At 62.7% G+C, this 16,803-nt stretch carries 16 protein-coding genes; 11 read left to right on the top strand and 5 right to left on the bottom strand.

Features of this window, described 5'->3' with window-relative positions:
- Nucleotides 1–48 precede the first annotated feature (48 nt).
- The 5 genes from U9R80_RS17455 (at nucleotide 49) to U9R80_RS17435 (ending at nucleotide 7,500) form a co-directional block, all read left to right on the top strand.
- A complete protein-coding gene (locus tag U9R80_RS17455; RefSeq protein WP_301841875.1) occupies nucleotides 49–2,073 on the top strand; it encodes a TRAP transporter permease in 2,025 nt (674 codons plus the stop codon).
- A complete protein-coding gene (locus U9R80_RS17450) occupies nucleotides 2,070–2,456 on the top strand; it encodes a DUF1850 domain-containing protein (RefSeq protein WP_301841874.1) in 387 nt (128 codons plus the stop codon). Before U9R80_RS17455 ends, U9R80_RS17450 begins: the two co-directional genes overlap by 4 nt.
- A 94-nt stretch (nucleotides 2,457–2,550) precedes the next feature.
- The gene (locus U9R80_RS17445) at nucleotides 2,551–3,069 is read left to right on the top strand and encodes a sigma-70 family RNA polymerase sigma factor (RefSeq protein WP_301841873.1); all 519 of its coding nucleotides are present in this window, start codon (nucleotides 2,551–2,553) and stop codon (nucleotides 3,067–3,069) included.
- Between the two features lie 5 nt (nucleotides 3,070–3,074).
- Nucleotides 3,075–4,049: a FecR family protein gene (locus U9R80_RS17440; RefSeq protein WP_301841872.1), complete on the top strand. Its 975-nt coding sequence runs from the start codon at nucleotides 3,075–3,077 to the stop codon at nucleotides 4,047–4,049.
- Between the two features lie 937 nt (nucleotides 4,050–4,986).
- Nucleotides 4,987–7,500, top strand: a complete 2,514-nt coding sequence (locus U9R80_RS17435; RefSeq protein ID WP_301843317.1) for a TonB-dependent siderophore receptor — start codon at nucleotides 4,987–4,989, stop codon at nucleotides 7,498–7,500.
- A 38-nt stretch (nucleotides 7,501–7,538) separates the two neighbouring features.
- Here U9R80_RS17435 and U9R80_RS17430 read toward each other — a convergent pair whose 3' ends face one another.
- Nucleotides 7,539–8,237: a methyltransferase family protein gene (locus U9R80_RS17430; protein WP_301843319.1), complete on the bottom strand. Its 699-nt coding sequence runs from the start codon at nucleotides 8,235–8,237 to the stop codon at nucleotides 7,539–7,541.
- 146 nt (nucleotides 8,238–8,383) lie between these two features.
- Here U9R80_RS17430 and U9R80_RS17425 point away from each other — a divergent pair, with 146 nt between their 5' ends.
- The 3 genes from U9R80_RS17425 to U9R80_RS17415 all read left to right on the top strand — a co-directional run bounded on the left by U9R80_RS17425 (nucleotide 8,384) and on the right by U9R80_RS17415 (nucleotide 11,061).
- Nucleotides 8,384–8,887 (top strand): GNAT family N-acetyltransferase, encoded by a 504-nt coding sequence (locus U9R80_RS17425; RefSeq protein ID WP_301843320.1) that lies wholly within the window; start codon nucleotides 8,384–8,386, stop codon nucleotides 8,885–8,887.
- Nucleotides 8,888–8,978: 91 nt separating this feature from the next.
- Nucleotides 8,979–9,434 carry a YbaK/EbsC family protein gene (locus tag U9R80_RS17420; RefSeq protein WP_301843321.1) on the top strand — a complete coding sequence of 152 codons (456 nt, stop codon included), beginning with the start codon at nucleotides 8,979–8,981 and terminating at the stop codon, nucleotides 9,432–9,434.
- Nucleotides 9,435–9,477: 43 nt separating this feature from the next.
- Nucleotides 9,478–11,061 carry a sensor domain-containing diguanylate cyclase gene (locus U9R80_RS17415; protein ID WP_301843322.1) on the top strand — a complete coding sequence of 528 codons (1,584 nt, stop codon included), beginning with the start codon at nucleotides 9,478–9,480 and terminating at the stop codon, nucleotides 11,059–11,061.
- Here the strand turns inward: U9R80_RS17415 and U9R80_RS17410 are convergent.
- Nucleotides 11,058–11,738 carry a TetR/AcrR family transcriptional regulator gene (locus U9R80_RS17410; protein WP_301843323.1) on the bottom strand — a complete coding sequence of 227 codons (681 nt, stop codon included), beginning with the start codon at nucleotides 11,736–11,738 and terminating at the stop codon, nucleotides 11,058–11,060. The two genes, U9R80_RS17415 and U9R80_RS17410, sit on opposite strands and share 4 nt — an antisense overlap.
- Before the next feature lie 292 nt (nucleotides 11,739–12,030).
- Here U9R80_RS17410 and U9R80_RS17405 point away from each other — a divergent pair, with 292 nt between their 5' ends.
- From U9R80_RS17405 to U9R80_RS17395, 3 genes are all read left to right on the top strand, one after another.
- A complete protein-coding gene (locus tag U9R80_RS17405) occupies nucleotides 12,031–12,639 on the top strand; it encodes an SCO family protein (RefSeq protein ID WP_028941709.1) in 609 nt (202 codons plus the stop codon).
- On the top strand, nucleotides 12,639–13,109 hold the full coding sequence (locus U9R80_RS17400; RefSeq protein ID WP_301843324.1) for a copper chaperone PCu(A)C: 471 nt from the start codon (nucleotides 12,639–12,641) through the stop codon (nucleotides 13,107–13,109). Before U9R80_RS17405 ends, U9R80_RS17400 begins: the two co-directional genes overlap by 1 nt.
- A gap of 236 nt (nucleotides 13,110–13,345) precedes the next feature.
- A complete protein-coding gene (locus U9R80_RS17395; RefSeq protein ID WP_442964981.1) occupies nucleotides 13,346–15,412 on the top strand; it encodes a TonB-dependent receptor in 2,067 nt (688 codons plus the stop codon).
- Between the two features lie 68 nt (nucleotides 15,413–15,480).
- Here the strand turns inward: U9R80_RS17395 and U9R80_RS17390 are convergent, their stop codons facing one another.
- The 3 genes from U9R80_RS17390 to U9R80_RS17380 all read right to left on the bottom strand — a co-directional run bounded on the left by U9R80_RS17390 (nucleotide 15,481) and on the right by U9R80_RS17380 (nucleotide 16,582).
- On the bottom strand, nucleotides 15,481–16,008 hold the full coding sequence (locus U9R80_RS17390) for a cytochrome b/b6 domain-containing protein (protein ID WP_301843327.1): 528 nt from the start codon (nucleotides 16,006–16,008) through the stop codon (nucleotides 15,481–15,483).
- Nucleotide 16,009: 1 nt separating this feature from the next.
- A complete protein-coding gene (locus tag U9R80_RS17385; protein ID WP_301843336.1) occupies nucleotides 16,010–16,273 on the bottom strand; it encodes a PepSY domain-containing protein in 264 nt (87 codons plus the stop codon).
- An 84-nt stretch (nucleotides 16,274–16,357) separates the two neighbouring features.
- Entirely contained in the window at nucleotides 16,358–16,582 is a 225-nt protein-coding gene (locus U9R80_RS17380; RefSeq protein ID WP_028941714.1) for a hypothetical protein, read from the bottom strand.
- Between the last annotated feature and the right edge of the window lie 221 nt (nucleotides 16,583–16,803).

The raw sequence follows: 16,803 nt of genomic DNA, 5'->3' as shown, positions 1-16,803 counted from the left end.
TGCCGGGCTCGGCGAATCGCACGTTTTCGATCACCGAGGTCCTGATCCATGAGTGAACAACCGCAAGGCCTGACGGCCGGCGTTGGCAGTTGGCCAAAGGCGCTGTTTATCGTCGCCTTGGCCTTTACCACCTTCCAGATAATTACCGCAGCCTTCCACCCGTTTTCGAGCCAGGTGCAACGTGCCGGCCACGTGGGCTTTTTGCTGATGCTGGTGTTCCTGAGCTACCCGGCACTTGGCAAGGCCCGCCCGTACCAGCCCCTGGCCTGGGTGCTGGGCCTTTTGGGCCTGGGCACGGCGTTGTACCAGTGGTGGTTCGAGGGTGACCTGATCCAGCGCTCGGGTGACCTGTCCCAGGCCGACATGGTGATCGGGCTGATCCTCATCGTCATGGTCTTTGAGGCCGCCCGGCGGGTCATGGGCAGTGCCTTGCCGATCATCTGTGGCCTGTTTCTGGCCTATGGGCTGTTCGGCGAATACCTGCCGGGTGACCTGGCCCATCGCGGCTACGACCTGGACCAGATCGTCAACCAACTGTCCTTTGGTACCGAAGGGCTGTACGGCACGCCGACCTATGTTTCGGCCAGCTACATCTTCCTGTTCATCCTGTTCGGTGCCTTTCTCGAGCAGGCCGGCATGATCAAACTGTTCACCGACTTCTCCATGGGCCTGTTCGGCCACAAGGTGGGCGGCCCGGCCAAGGTCTCGGTAGTGTCCTCGGCACTGATGGGCACCATCACCGGCTCCGGGGTGGCCAACGTGGTTACTACCGGACAGTTCACCATTCCATTGATGAAGCGCTCCGGGTACAAGTCGGCCTTTGCCGGTGGCGTGGAAGCCACCGCCAGCATGGGCAGCCAGATGATGCCGCCGGTGATGGGTGCCGTGGCGTTCATCATGGCCGAGACCATCAACGTGCCGTACATCGAAGTCGCCAAGGCGGCGCTGATTCCGGCGTTGCTGTTTTTCGGCTCGGTATTCTGGATGGTTCACCTCTCGGCCAAGCAGGCCGACCTCAAGGGCTTGCCCAAAGACCAGTGCCCCAATGCCTGGGCGGCGGTGCGCGAGCGCTGGTACCTGCTGATTCCGTTGTCGGTGCTTGTCTACCTGCTGTTCTCCGGCCGTACGCCGTTGTTCTCGGGCACCATCGGCCTTGCCCTGACGGCCATCGTCATTCTCGGTTCGGCACTCATTCTCAAGGTCTCCAGCACCGGCTTGCGGGTGGCGTTCTGGATCGCGCTGGGTGTGCTGTGCGCCGGGTTCTTCCAGCTGGGCATCAGTGTGATCTTTGCTGTGATTGCTGCCCTGGTGGCGGTGTGCTGGTTCATCAAGGGCGGGCGCGATACCTTGCGGGTCTGCCTCAATGCGCTGGTCGAAGGGGCCCGTCATGCCGTGCCGGTGGGCATCGCCTGCGCGCTGGTCGGGGTGATCATCGGTATCGTCAGCCTCACCGGCATTGCCACCACCTTTGCCGGCTACATCCTTGCCATCGGCGAAGACAGCCTGCTGCTGTCGCTGGTACTGACCATGCTCATCTGCCTGGTCCTGGGCATGGGCATTCCGACCATTCCCAACTACATCATCACCAGCTCCATTGCCGCGCCGGCATTGATGGAACTGGGCGTTCCGCTGATCGTTTCGCACATGTTCGTCTTCTACTTCGGCATCCTCGCCGACCTCACGCCGCCGGTGGCTCTGGCCTGCTTTGCCGCCGCGCCGATTGCCCGGGCGTCGGGCCTGAAGATCAGCCTGTGGGCCGTGCGGATCGCCGCTGCCGGTTTCGTCGTGCCGTTCATGGCGGTCTACGACTCGGCGCTGATGCTGCAGGGTGACAGTGTGTGGGAGTGCGTCTACGTGGTGTTCAAGGCCGCCTTTGCCATTGGGCTCTGGGGCGCGGCGTCGATCGGCTACCTGAACGGGCCGCTGGCGTGGTGGGAACGTGTGCTGGCATTGGTCGTTGGCGCACTGCTGATCGTGGCGATGCCGTACACCGATCAGGTGGGCTTTGCCTTGGGTGCGCTGCTGCTCGGTCAGCACCTGTGGCGTTCCCGCAGGGCTGTGGCACTGGCGTGACCGGACTGTGCATGGGCTTGGCCGGCGTGGTGTGGAGTCAGTTGCTGCTGACCGACTTCACCCTGGCCTGGACCCACAGCATCGAGAAGATCCGCTGGGAGGAGGACTATCGCGTCACGCCCTCGGGGCTGCTGCTCGGTGAAGCACGGGTAAAGGGCTCCGGCGCGGGCATGGAGATCCCCGACGATGCTCGCTTGCAGGACGGCAGTTGGCGTTACCAGCGCCGGTTGCCGCCATTGCAGCCCCTGCGCCTGGGGCGTACGCCCCAGGCCGGGGACTATCAGGTGTGCATCGACGGCCGCTGCCTGGCCTTGAGTCACTGGCTGGGGCCGCCGCAGGCGAGTCAGCCGGCGGTGGAATTGTGGAGTTGCGAGCTGGGCTGAAAGGCCGGCGCCAGTCGATTCAGCGGTTGCCGGCAGGGCATTGTGCCGATACTATTCGGAACAATTCTCACTTACATCTGTGCCAGGTGCGTCCATGTCTGCTGCCGAGCCGACCTTCCAGCGTGCGATCCATGAGCTGTACAGCGAGCATCATGGATGGCTGTTCACCTGGCTGCGGCGCAAGCTGCGTTGCCCGCAGAATGCCGCCGATACCGCCCACGATACCTTCCTGCGCATCCTCGGCTCACGGGATTCGCTGGTGGGCATTCGCGAGCCGCGGGCCTTCCTCAGCACCACCGCGCGCCGGTTGATCATCGACAAGGCCCGCCGCCAGCATATCGAAGATGCCTACCTGCGCGAACTGGCGATGACCGTCGATGTGCTCGAAGGCCATCAGTCGCCCGAGCAGATCCTCACCACCCTGCAAGCCCTGGAACAGATCGCCTTTGTACTCGAAGGCCTTAACGACAAGGTGCGCCAGGCCTTCGTCGACTACTACCTCGACGAGCTGACCCAGGTCCAGATTGCCCAGCGCCTGGAGGTGTCCGAACGCATGGTGCGCAAGTACCTGCTGCAGGCGCTGATGCACTGCAACCAGGCCCTGGATGTGTGAAGCCGATGCACGCTGACGACAGTATCGAGGCCCAGGCGGCCGAGTGGGTCCTGCGCCTGGGCGAAGGTGAGCTGAGCGAGCAGGAGCGCCAGGCGTTCGAGCGCTGGCGTCAGCTCGACAGCCGTCACCTGGCCACCTTCGATCGCATCAGCAGCGTGGTTGCGCAACTGCACAGCCTGCGCTCGCAGCGCCGGCCCGTGCGTGCCGCGCTGGAGGTCACCGGCAAGCGCCGCAGCAAGGTACCGCGTGCCCGTCACCTGCTGGGCATCGGCGTGTTGCTGGCCAACCTGGGGCTGGTGATGCACCTGGGCGGCTACCGCATCGATGACCTGTTCGTCGACCTGCACACCGCGCCCGGCGAGTGGCACACCCGTACGCTCGAGGACGGTTCGCGTATCACCCTGTATGGCAACAGCGCGGTCGACCTGAACTTCGACAGTGGCCAGCGTCGTGTCGAGTTGCAGCGCGGGCAGGTGCTGGTGGACGTTGCGCCAGACCCTGAGCGGCCGTTCGTGGTGGTCACCGACGACGGCAGTTTCAAGGCCCTGGGCACGCGTTTTGTGGTCAGCCGTGGGGACGGGCAGAGCGAGTTGAGCATGTTGCACTCCCGCGTAGCGGCGCAAAGCGCGGACCACCGCCAGGCCCTGGACGTGCAGCGCGGCGGGCGCGTGTGGGTGCGTCCCGATGCCGTGGGCCGGCTGCCGGACATCGACCCCGCCAGCTTCGAGCAGGCCTGGCAGGGTCATCAGCTGGTGGTCGAACAATGGCCGCTGCCCAAGGTGCTGGAGGCCCTGGGGCGTCAGCGTCGCGGGCACCTGCAATTCGATGCCTCGGCCCTGGCCGATCTGAAGGTGTCTGCCGTACTGCCGCTGGACGATACCGAGCGTGCCTTGCAACTGCTGGCCCAGGCCTTGCCGATCCGCCTGCAGTCGTTTACGCCGCTGTGGACGCGCATCGAACGACAGCCTGGCGAAAAATAAGGTTCTTCACGGATTTACGGGTTTGATGTTCTTTGTGGATTTGTGGATTTGTGAATTTGTGGCTTTTAGTGCTGCGGGCTTATCCATTTGCCAAGGCGGCGCTGAGTCACCTTTGCGCCCTTACGGCGCCTTACTTTTTTTCAGTCGAAAAAAAAGTAAGCAAAAAATTCTCGCCCCACCAGGGGCCCTACGCTTCGCTACGGGTCCCCTCACTCCGGTGTCGCTACGGGGTATCGCGGCCTACGACTTGCTTCGCCAAGTCTACGTCTCGCGACTTCGGCTAGCGCCGAAGGTGCTCCGCACTCACCCCTCCACGACACCTCCGTTCGGCCCTTCTGGTTAACGGGGCAGGTAGATCAAAAGCAGAAGCAAAAGCAGAAGAGCAGAAGAGCAAAAGAGCAAAAGAGCAAAAGAGCAAAAGAGCAAAAGAGCGGTGCCTACTGATTCACCGGGGTCCAAAAGCAAGAGCGCAGCGAATTGTGCTCTTGATCTTGATCCACCCGCCCCGTTAACCAGAAGGGCCGAGCGGAGGTGTCGTGTAGGGGCTAGCGCGAAGCGCCTTCGGCCGTGGCCGAAGTTGCGAAGCGTAGACTTGGCGAAGCAAGTCGTAGCTCGCAATGCCCCGTAGCGACACCGTAGCGAGGGGACCCGAAGCGAAGCGTAGGGCCCCTGGTGGGGCGAGAATTTTTTGCTTACTTTTTTTTTCGACTGAAAAAAAGTAAGCCGCCGTAAGGGCGGAAGGGGCCAGTGGCCCCACCACACAAAATGGATAAGCTCGCCACCGCCACCGCCCAAGCCAGCCAAGCCAAGCCAAGCCAAGCCAAACGTTCCCGACAATCCGTGATGAACCAAAAATAATCATTCCCATCGGTTCCGCATTGTCAGCGTGGCCCGTCAAGCAAAGGGCCAACATGATTAAAACAGGAGCCGTTGTACCATGCGTCGATTTGCTGCCTCACCGACCCTGAGCCCCATTGCGCTATGTATTCACCTGGCCTGCGCCGGGGTGATCGTGGCCATGCCGCAGCTGGCTGTGGCCCAGTCCCAGCAGCGCTACGATATTCCGGCCGGGCCGCTCAGCACTGCGCTGAACCGCTTTGCCCAGCAGGCCGGTGTCGCCTTGGTGTTCCAGGCCGATGAACTGGCGGGGCGTACCAGCAATGGCCTGGTCGGCACCTACACCGTGGACGACGGCTTTGCCACCCTGCTCGATGGCAGCGGCTATCGCATCAGCCAGAGTGACAACGGTTATCTGTTGTTGCCGGTGGTCGACTTGCAGTCGGGGCAAACCCTTGAACTGGGCGTGACCACCGTGGCCGGCCAGGGCATGGGCGAAAGTACCGAGAACACCGGCAGCTATGCCCCCGGCCTGATCAGCGTCGGTTCCAAGTCGCCCACCAGCCTGCGGGAAACGCCGCAGTCGGTCTCGGTGGTGACCCGCCAGCTGATCGAAGACCAGCAGATCACCGACATCAACGAAGCGATGAAGGTCACGCCGGGGGTGATCACCCAGAGCACGACCTTCCGTATCCAGGACTTCATCTCCCGCGGCTTCTCCATCCAGAACCTGCAGATCGACGGCGCCGCCCCCCAGTCGCTGGGTACCGCCATGGGCTCGTTCTACTCCTCGAACATCTTTGACATGGCCGAGTTCGACCACGTCGAAGTGCTGCGGGGTTCAGGTGCGCTGTTCGGTGGATCTGGCGACCCGGGCGGCATCATCAACCTGGTGCGCAAACGGCCAATGGCCTACAACCAGCTCAAGCTGACCCTGAGTGCCGGCAGCTGGGACAACTACCGCCAGGAACTGGACCTCACCGGCCCCATGGGCTGGGACGGTCGCCTGCGTGGACGCCTGGTGGTGGCCAACACCGACCGCCAGTACTTCGTCGACAATCGCAGCACGCAAAAGCCGCTGGTATACGGGGTGATGGAGGCCGATCTGACCGACGCCGACATGGTCACCTTCGGCGTGCGCTACAACAAATCCCATGAGAACGGCACCGCTAGCGCCGTGCCGCGCTACAGCGATGGTGCCGACCTGGGCCTGCCGCGGCATACCGGCCTGACCCAGAACTGGGCGTTTGCCGACACCACCGCGCGTGAGTACTTCGCCAAGTACGATCACCGCTTCAACGACGACTGGAAACTGAACCTGTCGTACACCAACATCTGGGATGTGTCCTGGTTCAAGACCGCCAGCACCCTCAATGCAGTCAACCCCACCACCGGCACCGGTGTGACCTGGTACGGCACCCAGAGCCGCCAGGAAAACGAGCAACACCTGTACGACGTCAACCTGGCCGGCGACTTCCAGGCCTTTGGCCTCGATCATCAATTGGTGGTCGGCGCCGACTACCAGCGTATCGACAGCCGCTGGCTGGGCACCGCGCCGCACCCGGGCTTTGGCGGCCCCGTGAACGTCTTCGACCCGTCGGCAACGCCCTGGGAGGAGCCGGCCAACCACACCGACTACAGCCGCGACTACAACCCCAACGCCCAGCGTCAGTACGGCCTGTACTCCAGCCTGCGCCTGCAGCTGGCCGAACCGTTGCACCTGATCCTCGGCGCCCGGGCCCAGCGCTATCACTTCAACCAGACCTACCAGACCCGCAGTGGCGATGTGTGGACCCCGGTATCGGATGTCGACCAGCGCATCGGCACCAAGCTCACGCCCTTCGGCGGTGTCGTCTACGACCTGAACGATCAGTGGTCGGCCTACGCCAGCTACTCGGAAATCTACAAACCCCAGGCCAACAAACTCTCCGGCCCACAGCCGGGCAGCCCGATCGAACCGATGCAGGGCAAGACCTACGAGACCGGCCTCAAGGGCGAGCTGTTCGACGGCGCCTTGAACACCAACATCGCCCTGTACTACACCACCCGCGAAAACGAGGCGGTGATCGACCCGGCCTACGCCGGCACCAGCAGCCTGTTCGCGGGTAGCTGCTGCTACCTGAGCAACGGCAAGGTGGTGAGCAAGGGCGTGGACATCGAGGCCTCGGGCGAGCTGCTGCCGGACTGGACCCTGATCGGTGGCTACACCTTCAACCTCAACCGTAACCGCAGTGCCGACGCGCCACTGAGCACGGTGATGCCCAAGCACCTGTTCAAGCTCTACACCACCTACCGCCTGCCGGGCGTGTTGCAGGATTTCAAGGTGGGTGGCGGTGTGCAGGTACAGAGCGCCACTTATGTATCGGGCACCACGACGCGCTTCAATCCCGACGGCAGTGTCGCCCAGAGCAACGTGCCGTTCGACTTCAGCCAGGGTGGCTATGCCACCTGGAACGCGCTGGTGGACTACAAGCTGGACGAGCACTGGGACCTGGCGCTGAACGGCAACAACCTGTTCGACAAGAAGTACTACCAGACTGTCGGCACCTCGACCTATGGCAACTACTACGGCGACCCGCGCAACTTCATGCTGACCCTGCGCGGCACTTACTGACTGTGTCGGCGCTCAACGGAAGGGGTTGAGCGTCACCTCTACCAGAGGCCGGGAATCAGTTTCCAGCGTACCCGCTGGGCATAGGCGGCGTAGCCGGCAAGTTCGGCCTGCAGCAAGCGGTCTTCCCAGGCGGTCCGCACGATCAGCAGCGCGGCGGCCAGGGCGGCCGGCAGCAGCGCCCAGAACGAACCCAACGCCAGCGCCATGCCGAAGAACAGCCAGAGTGCGGCGATGTAGCCGGGATGGCGAACAACCCGGTAGGGACCGCTGTCGATCACCCGTTGCAGGCGCTCGGACTGGATGCGCACGCCGGGCTCGAAGAACGGATTGACTGCCTGTGCCCAGGCAGCCACCGCGATCCCCGCCAGCATGCCGAAGTAGCCCAGCACCACCATCCAGGCGGGTACCGAGGCGTCGTGATAGCGCCCGGCATCGAGCGCCGCCACCGGGAGCACGGCGGTCATCGCGGGCAGCATCACCGCCAGCAGCGCCTTGTCCCAGCCCTTGGTGCCGGGTTGAAAGCGGCTGCGGGCGCGGAAGATCACAGGATTGACCCGGGCCAGCACCAGGGCCGAGAGAGCAAAGCCGATCACCAGCACGCCGAGAAACAACCAGCCGGGCGCCCAGGTCAGGCTGCCGGCGGGCAGGAAGATCAGGGCCAGCAGTGCAAGGGGCAGGCCAACGGCGTAGGCCAGGGCGGTGCGGCGGGGCATGGCGGGTGGGTCTATCGCCTTCATGGAGGAATTCCTTACAGGAGCGAGCTTGCCCCGTGATCCGGCATTGATAACAATGGCGCCCGCCAAAAAAGGCACCCGTGTTTATAGACCGAGATCCCTATGCTTTCGATCCATGTTTCCAGCCCGTCCGTTTTCGAGGCCCAGCCATGAGCGAGCTCACTGTCGAGCTTGTGCAAACCGGCCCGGAGCTTGCCGACCTGATCCGCAACCTCTACCAATTCTATGCCTACGAGTCTTCGGACTGGGAACAGGAAGACGTCGAGACGGACGGTCGTTTCTACGTTCACGACGAGCACCTGCTGCGTTACTGGCAAGAGCCGGACTGGAGCGCCAACCTGATTCTGGTCGAAGGCTGCATTGCCGGTTTCATGTTGATCGAGCGCAGCGAACTGCCGGCACTCAACGCGCTGGAGCTGGCCGACCTGTTCATCCTCAAGCGTTACCGGCGCAAGGGCATCGCCAGCGCATTGGCCAGCCAGGTACTGATGAGCGGGGAGAGCGACTGGCTGATCCGTTTCTACGACCAGGACGAAACCGCCCAGGCATTCTGGCGCAAGGTGTTCGACAACTTGCCACGCTCCGCCCGGATGATCGAACTCGATGACGAGCCCGACTTGCAGAACTACCTGGTGACACGGGCGCTGCACTGACCGGCGCAAGGCTTGCCAAGGGTGATGACGTCATGTTCCATTGCGACGTTGCGTCAAATCGCAACGCCTCAATAACAAGGACACGTCGACCATGAGCTTGCAGTCAGTCCGGGCCTATTTCGCCCATCACGCCCCCGATATCGAAGTAGTGGAGCTGGGTACCAGCACCGCCACCGTCGCCCTGGCCGCCGAGGCCCTGGGTGTCGAGCATGGCCAGATCGCCAAGACCCTGTCGCTGCGGGTGGGCGAGGAGGTCATTCTGCTGGTCACCCGCGGCGATGCGCGCCTGGACAACCGCAAGTACAAGCAGCATTTCGGCGTCAAGGCACGCATGCTCGATGCCGCGCAGGTCGAGGAGGCCTCCGGGCACCCGGTCGGTGGTGTTTGCCCGTTCGGGCTGGTGCGGCCGCTGTCGGTGTATTGCGATGTGTCGCTTAAAAGTTTTCCTGTGGTATTCCCTGCGGGCGGTGCACCCAACGCGGCGGTGCGGATCGAGCCCGGGCACCTGGCGAGCCTGGTAGGCGCGCAGTGGGTGGATGTGGTGTAGGGCAACTACGCTACAGATGCGGAAATTACTTACGGCAGGAAGCATGAAGTACTTACGTCCGACCTCCATCAGCCTGCGCGGCCTGATGCTGACTTTCGTTCTCCTGGCGGTCATGGCCACGCTGTGCAACAGCCTGTGGGTGGCCTACGGCGTCCAGCGCGATGCGTTGATCCATTCACGCCTGGAAGCCAACCGCGCCTACGCCTCGAAGGTGGCCTCGAGCATCGGCCAGTTCCTCACTTCGGCGCACCACCATCTGGGCTACAGCAGCCAGATGGTCGCCCGGGATTTCCACAACCCTGTGCTGCTCAAGGACGAAGTCGTGCGGCTGCACGCCCAGGACACGGATTTCAACGCCGTACGCGTCATCGATGCCAGCGGCAAGGTCCTGCAGGCGTACCCCGATCAGGCGCACCTGATCGGCACCACGGCCATATCCGAGGAAGTTCAGCAGGCGCTCAATGAGCGCCGCCCGCGGGTCAGTCATGGCTATGTAACGGTAACGGGCAACCTGATCGTGTTCATTTCCAATCCGATCTTCAGTGCGACGGGGGAGTTCCTCGGCATCATCGGCGCTTCGGTCTTCATCCGCGAGCAGGGCGTGTTGCACACGTTGATCGGCAACCACTTTCACCACGACGGCACCTTCGCTTTCGTCGCCGATGACAACCGGCGCTTGCTGTACCACTCCGATCCTCCCCGCATCGGCGAAGTGCTGACCTCCAGCCCGACGGTCGATGCCGCCTTGCGCGGCGAGAACGGGGCAATGGACGTGCCCAACTCCAAGGGCGTCCAGATGCTGGCCGGTTACGCCCAGGTCGCCAATGCCAACTGGGCGGTGGTCGCGCAGCAGCCAAGGGAACTGGCCCTGGCGCCCTTGAGCAAACTAATGCGCGACATGCTGCTCAATATCGTCCCGGCGGGCCTGGTGGGGTTGGGGTTGATTCTGCTGGGCACCCTGTTGATCACCCGGCCCTTGCAGCAACTGGCCAAAAGCGCAAACCAACTGTCGGCGCCGCAAGCCAGCGAGGCGTTGCGCGTGATCAAGGCCTGGTACAAGGAAGCGGCGGCCATTCGCCTGGCCTTGCTCGGCAGCGTTGAGCACGTACAGCAGAAAATCGGCAGCCTCAGCCACGCCGCGCAAAGTGATGCGCTGACGGGACTGGCCAACCGCCGTGCCATGGATGCGTCGTTGCAATCACTCGATCAGTCCGGTCGCCACTACGCAGTGCTGGCCCTGGATATCGACCACTTCAAGCGGGTCAATGACACCTTTGGCCACGACGTTGGCGACATTGCCTTGAAGCAGGTGGCCGCCATCATTGAACGGTGCTCCCGGGCCGAGGACCTGGCCTGCCGGGCCGGAGGCGAGGAGTTTGTACTGGTGTTGCCGGAGGCCAGCCTGGAAGTGGCCAGTGAGATTGCCGAACGTATCCGGCAGACCCTTGCCGGTACCGAGATAGCCCAGGTCGGCATGCTCACGATCTCTATCGGCGTGGCCTGCCGCAGCGTCGACATGCAGGCGCACGAGGCCATTCTCAAGCGCGCCGACCAGCGCTTGTATCGCGCAAAAACCACTGGACGCAACCGCGTGGTGGCCGACGATGCCCAGACGCAGAGCGCCTAGGCCGGCAACACCCCGCGCAGCACCAGGCGGGTGATGCTGGCCACGGCGTTGTCCAGGTCGGTGGCCTTGCCCTTGTGCGCATCGTTTGCCAGGTGGGCGCCGAAATTGGCGTAGGCCTGGGTGGTCGACCAGAGGCTGATCAGCAGGTGCCGGGCGTCGACGGCGGCCAGTTGGCCGTTGTCGATCCACTGCTGCAGGCAACCGATGCCCTGGTTCACTTCCTGCTGCAGGCGCACGGCGTGTTCGCGGGGCAGGTGCCGGGCGCCATGCATCATTTCCGCGACAAAGACTTTCGCCGCCCACGGGCGGGTGCGGATGATCTTGAACTTGGCCTGGATCAATCGCTCCAGGGCTTCCAGCGGCGGGTTTTCCGGGCGCAATTGGCTGAAGGCGTCCAGGTAGCGCTGGGCGACACTGTCGAGCACCTGCCGGTAAAGGTTTTCCTTGGACTGGAAGTAGTAGTTCACGTTGGCCTTGGGCAAGCCGCTCAACTGCGCCACCTCGCTCAGGGTGGTGGCTGCGAAGCCATTGCGGGCGAACGCCTTGGCAGCGACCCGCAGTATCAAGGCGCGATTGCGCCGTCCCGGCTCATTGGGCTTTTTCTCCCCCTTGCGGTTACTCGCAAAGGACACTCCTGCGGCAATCCCCGGGGTGGGCTCGTACACCATGTTTTCCATCAATGCTCTCGACAGGCTTGGCCGTTCCTTTCGCAATATACAAAAATATATAGCGGTGGCGTTAGGCTTTGTGAGGCGTTTGATCGCAGGGGCGAGCAGGGCGGTGGGGGGCGAAGGGGTGGTCGGGGTTCCTGTCACATTCTGCGACAACGGGCCGCACCCCGGAATTCAAGGCTTACAGACGTACGGAGCGATCGGCGCTGGAACCCTGAGCGGCCCACATGACAAAATGTCGCGCTTTTTCGACAGGCCTCGCACACGAGGCGAAACACCTTCCCAAAAGGATGGTTACATGACTGATTTACTGACCCGGCGCCAGGTCATGGCCGGGATCAGCCTGCTGAGCCTCGGGGTTCTGGCAGGTTGCGACAGAGGCGGTGGCGCCTTGTCGTTCAAGTACGGCAAGGACATGAGCAACAAGATCCTTGGCCGCTCCTTCAAACTCAAGGACACCCAGGGCAACGAACGTACGCTGTCCAGCTTCTGGGGCACCATGCCCATGGTGTTCTTCGGCTTTACCCAGTGCCCGGCGGTGTGTCCGACCACCCTGGCGCGCGCGGCGCAGATCAAGAAGCTGATGGGCCGCGACGGCGGCTTTTTGCAGGTGGTGTTCATCAGCCTGGACCCGGAACGCGACACCCCCGAGGTGCTCGATGCCTATGTCAAGGCGTTCGACCCCTCGTTCGTGGCGTTGTCGGGCACCCTTGAGGAAACCGCTGCGGCCGCCAAGGAATTCGGCGTGTTCTATGAAAAGGTCCCGGCAGGCGATACCTATACGATCTCGCACACCTCGACCAGCTACGTCTTCGATTCCCGTGGCCAGTTGCGCCTGGGACTGTCCCATTCACTGACCGCCAAAGAGTGCACGGAAGATCTGCTCACGGTCATGGAGGTATGTTGATGCGCTACCCAATCCTGAAACGCACCCTGGCTGCCCTGGCAGTTTTCGGCCTGGCACTGCCGGCCTTGGCCGACACCAGCGTCACCGATGCCTGGGTTCGCGCCACCGTGGCGCACCAGCAGTCCACCGGTGCCTTCATGACCCTGACCGCCAGCAGCGACAGCAAGCTGGTGGACGTGCAGTCGCCTGTGGCCGAAATCGTCCAGGTGCACCAGATGACCATGGACAACGACGTCATGGGCATGAAGCAGGTGCAGAGCGTCGACTTGCCTGCCGGCAAGGCCGTCAGTCTCGACCCCAACGGCTATCACGTGATGCTCATGAAGCTCAAGCAACAGGTCAAGGAAGGCGAGCAGGTGCCCCTGACCCTGGTGATCGAAGACGCCAAGGGCCAGAAGCAGACCCTCGAGATCAAGGCGCCGGTACGTGCCTTGAACGCCGAAATGCAGGGCCACAAGCACATGCATTGATCGCCTGGGTAGGAGCGGGCTTGGCCCGTGATCATCTGGCAATAAAAAAGCCAGGCTGCAGTCAAGGACGGCAGCCTGGCTTTTTTGTGCGCGGCTTCAAAAATATTTTGTATCAATAGCATTAACTTCTCATTTACAAATCGTTACCATTCGCGCCCTTCTTTACAATCTTTACAAATAAGGAACGCAAGGTGGCATTTTCGCGCATTCGCCCGGCCTCTCTTTCTGTGCTGGGCATGTTGGTTGCTCCCGCGCTGCAAGCTGAAACCCTGGCTATCCCGGCAACCTCGGTTAACAGCAGTTATGAAGAACAGAGCTACAAGGCCAGCGAAAGCAAGACCGCGCTGAAAATCGACGCCCCGCTGCGCGACATCCCGCAGACGGTCAACGTCGTGCCGCAAAGCGTGATCAAGGACCAGGGCGCACAGTCGATGGAAGACGTGCTCAAGAACGTGCCCGGTATCGGCCTGTCCAACGGCGACGGCCAGCGCGACCAGGTCACCATCCGCGGCTTCAGCGCCATCGGCGACATGTATGTCGATGGTCTGCGTGACGATGCGCTGTACTACCGCGACCTGTCCAACGTCGAGCGGGTCGAGGTGATCAAGGGCCCGGCGGCCGTGCTGTACGGACGTGGATCTTCCGGCGGCCTGATCAACAACGTCAGCAAGAAGCCAACCTTCAACCCGGTGCAGGAAGCGGGCGTCACCTTCGACAGCGAAGGCAAGCGCCGCACCCAGTTCGATGCCGGCTGGGCCGATGAGCAGCACGGCGACAAGGCGTTTCGCATCACCGGCGCGCTGGAAGACAGCGACACCTTCCGCGATGACGGCTACATCGACCGCAAGGCCATCGCGCCGACCGCCTACTTCAAGCTCTCCGACGACCTGGACCTGACCGTCGGCGCCACCTACCTGTACGACAAGCGCCTGATCGACTTCGGCATTCCTGCCCTGGGCGACCGCCCGGTGGATGTCGACCGCGACAAGCGCTTCGGTGCCGGCGACCCCGATGACGACTACGCCCGCAGCGAAGTGTTCTCGTTCACCGCAGGCGTTGATTACCGCCTCAACGACGACTTCACCCTGAGCAACACCAGCCGCTACTACCACTACGACCTGGACCGCAACAACACCCTGGCCGACTCCAGCCCCACGCGCTTTGTCACCGCCGCCAACGGCGAACTGCTGGTCAAGCTCAACCGCGGCAACGTGCAACGCACCGAAGACGGCTGGTTCAACCAGACCGAGCTCAAGCACCAGGCGCAGCTGGCCGGCATGAACCACAACCTGCTCTACGGGGTGGAGCTGGGTCGCCAGGTCAAGGACCAGTCGGTGTTCAGCCAGAACAACGTGGCCCAGGTCCCGGTGTTCCGCGATGGGCTGGTGGACGTACCGTTCCAGGCCAATCGCCAGACCGCCAAAGGCACCACCACCCAGGACACCGCAGGCTTCTACGTGCAGGACCTGATCGACCTGGCCCCGCAGTGGAAGGCCCTGGTCGGGGTGCGCTACGACGTGTTCGACCAGGAGTACGCCGACGACCTCAGCGGTGCCGACCTGACCCGGACCGACACCACCTGGAGCCCGCGTGTGGGCCTGGTGTTCCAGCCCGACCAGATCCAGTCCTACTATGTGTCGGTCAGCCGTTCCTACCAGCCATCGTCCGAGGTGTTCGCCCTGAGCACCGGCAACCAGGGGCTGGAGCCGGAAGAAACCACCAACTATGAGATCGGTGCCAAGTGGGACCTGCTCGACAATCGACTGTCGGTGACGGCTGCGGTGTTCCGCCTGGAACGCACCAACATGAAGACCACCGATCCGGCCAACCCGGCCAACCTGGTGTTGTCGGGCGAGCAGCGCACCGATGGCTTCGAGACGACCGTCAGTGGCCAGCTGACAGACAAGTGGCAGGTGTACGGTGGCTTTGCCTTCCTGGATGCGCAGATCACCAAATCCAACAGCAGCACCAACGGCGTTCCTAACGAAGGCCAGACCCCGACCCTGACCCCGCGCACCAGCGCGAACCTCTGGCTGGTCCGTTCCCTGACCGAAACCTGGCGGGTGGGCATGGGCGCCAACTACGTGGATCAGCGCTACACCGCGCTGGACAACGTGGTGGTGATGCCGTCGTACACCACCGTCGATGCGGCCTTGCTGTACAACCAGCCAAAGTGGGACATGGCCCTGCGCTTGCGCAACGTATTTGACCGCGACTACTACGCCTCGGCCCACGGCTCGGTCGACCTGATCACCCCGGGCGCACCGCGCACCCTGGAGTTGAGTACCAACTACCGCTTCTGAGGCGGGTAAATGCATCGCGGGGCAAACCCGCTCCTGCGGGTAGGAGCGGGCTTGCCCCGCGATTGCATTCAGCGGCTGCGGCGCTTGCCGGTGATCATCGACAGCGGCAGGTTTTCTTTAAGCCGCAGGCTTTCAAACAATGCCGCGGCGATATGCAAACAGACCAGCCCCAGCAGGGTGTTGGCCATGTACTCGTGGATATCCCGCGGCAGCTCTTCGCCCCAGAAGTAATCCACTTCCTCCAGCAGAAAGCCGCTGACACCCAGGCCAACCATCAACAGCAGCATCAGCACCATGACCAGCGCGCCGATGGGCGAGTGGCCGAGGCGGTGGTAATCCTCGCCATGGAGCAACGCATGGGCGTGCCATTTGAGCCGTGCCGGGGTGGGCCAGAAGTCGGCCCAGCGCGCCGCCGGGGTTCCGACAAATCCCCACAGCGTGCGGATCAACACTATGGCCACGGCGTAGTACCCCAGCCAGCGGTGCCAGCCGTCACCTTCTTCGGTGAAGAAGTAGCCGCCCACAAAGGCCAGCACCAGCGACCAATGGCAAAACCGCACCAAGGGGTCCCAGAGCCGCAGCGTGTCGGCCGTCACGTCAGTCGATCTCTTCTTTCACCTTCTTGCCGGTGACCGGGTCGAAGTAGATTTCGACTTTGCGCTTGTCCTTGTCCCAGCCGTAGATCTCGTAGCAGTTACCGTCGGTGATCTTGAACTTCTTGATCTCGTAGCCCTGATTTTTCAGGTCTTGCTGGAAGTTGTCCGGGTCTTGCCACTGGACCTTGTCGGCCTTGGAACATTCGGTCTTGGCCAGCGCCAGCGGGCTGGCAACCAGCAATGCAGCAAGCAGAAGGGGACGCATACGCATGACAAGTCCTCGCGATTATGGAAAGCGCGGCAGCACAGCCATGAAGCCAGATTGAGCTGATGTCAGGTGTGGCGACGATCAGCGAAAACGCGGCAGCGGGCGTTCGACGTTGAGCGAGGTCAGGGTCTTTTTGACCAGGGCTTCGTCGGCTTCCACTGCCTTGAGACTGGCGCGGATCTTGCCGGCCACCGGGATATCGCCCTGGCGGTCTATCCAGTCGGCAATCTCTTTGCAGGCGCTGGCCAACGTAGTCTGCCGATGGTCGATCAGGGTCAGAAGTTTGGTGATTTCTTTGTCGGACATGGCGTAATCCTCCGCGTGCGAATTCAGTGTAGCAGTGCCCGATAAAACTGCAGGCGCACGCCCGCCACGCGGTTGTGACCCGACCCACGACGTACTATCCTTGCCGCCAAGCGATACCCCGCATACTTATAACCAATTCCTCTGCGCACACGCTTCCACTCAGGTCCGACGGCCTTGGGTGCTTCATGCTGGGCGCACGATCCGTGCCTTGCGACTGCAAA

The organism is Pseudomonas sp. JQ170C, assembly GCF_035581345.1.
In the GTDB taxonomy this organism is placed as follows: Bacteria; Pseudomonadota; Gammaproteobacteria; order Pseudomonadales; family Pseudomonadaceae; genus Aquipseudomonas.
The sequence above is the reverse complement of the archived record's forward strand: the minus strand, read 5'-3'. Positions and strand labels throughout refer to the sequence as shown.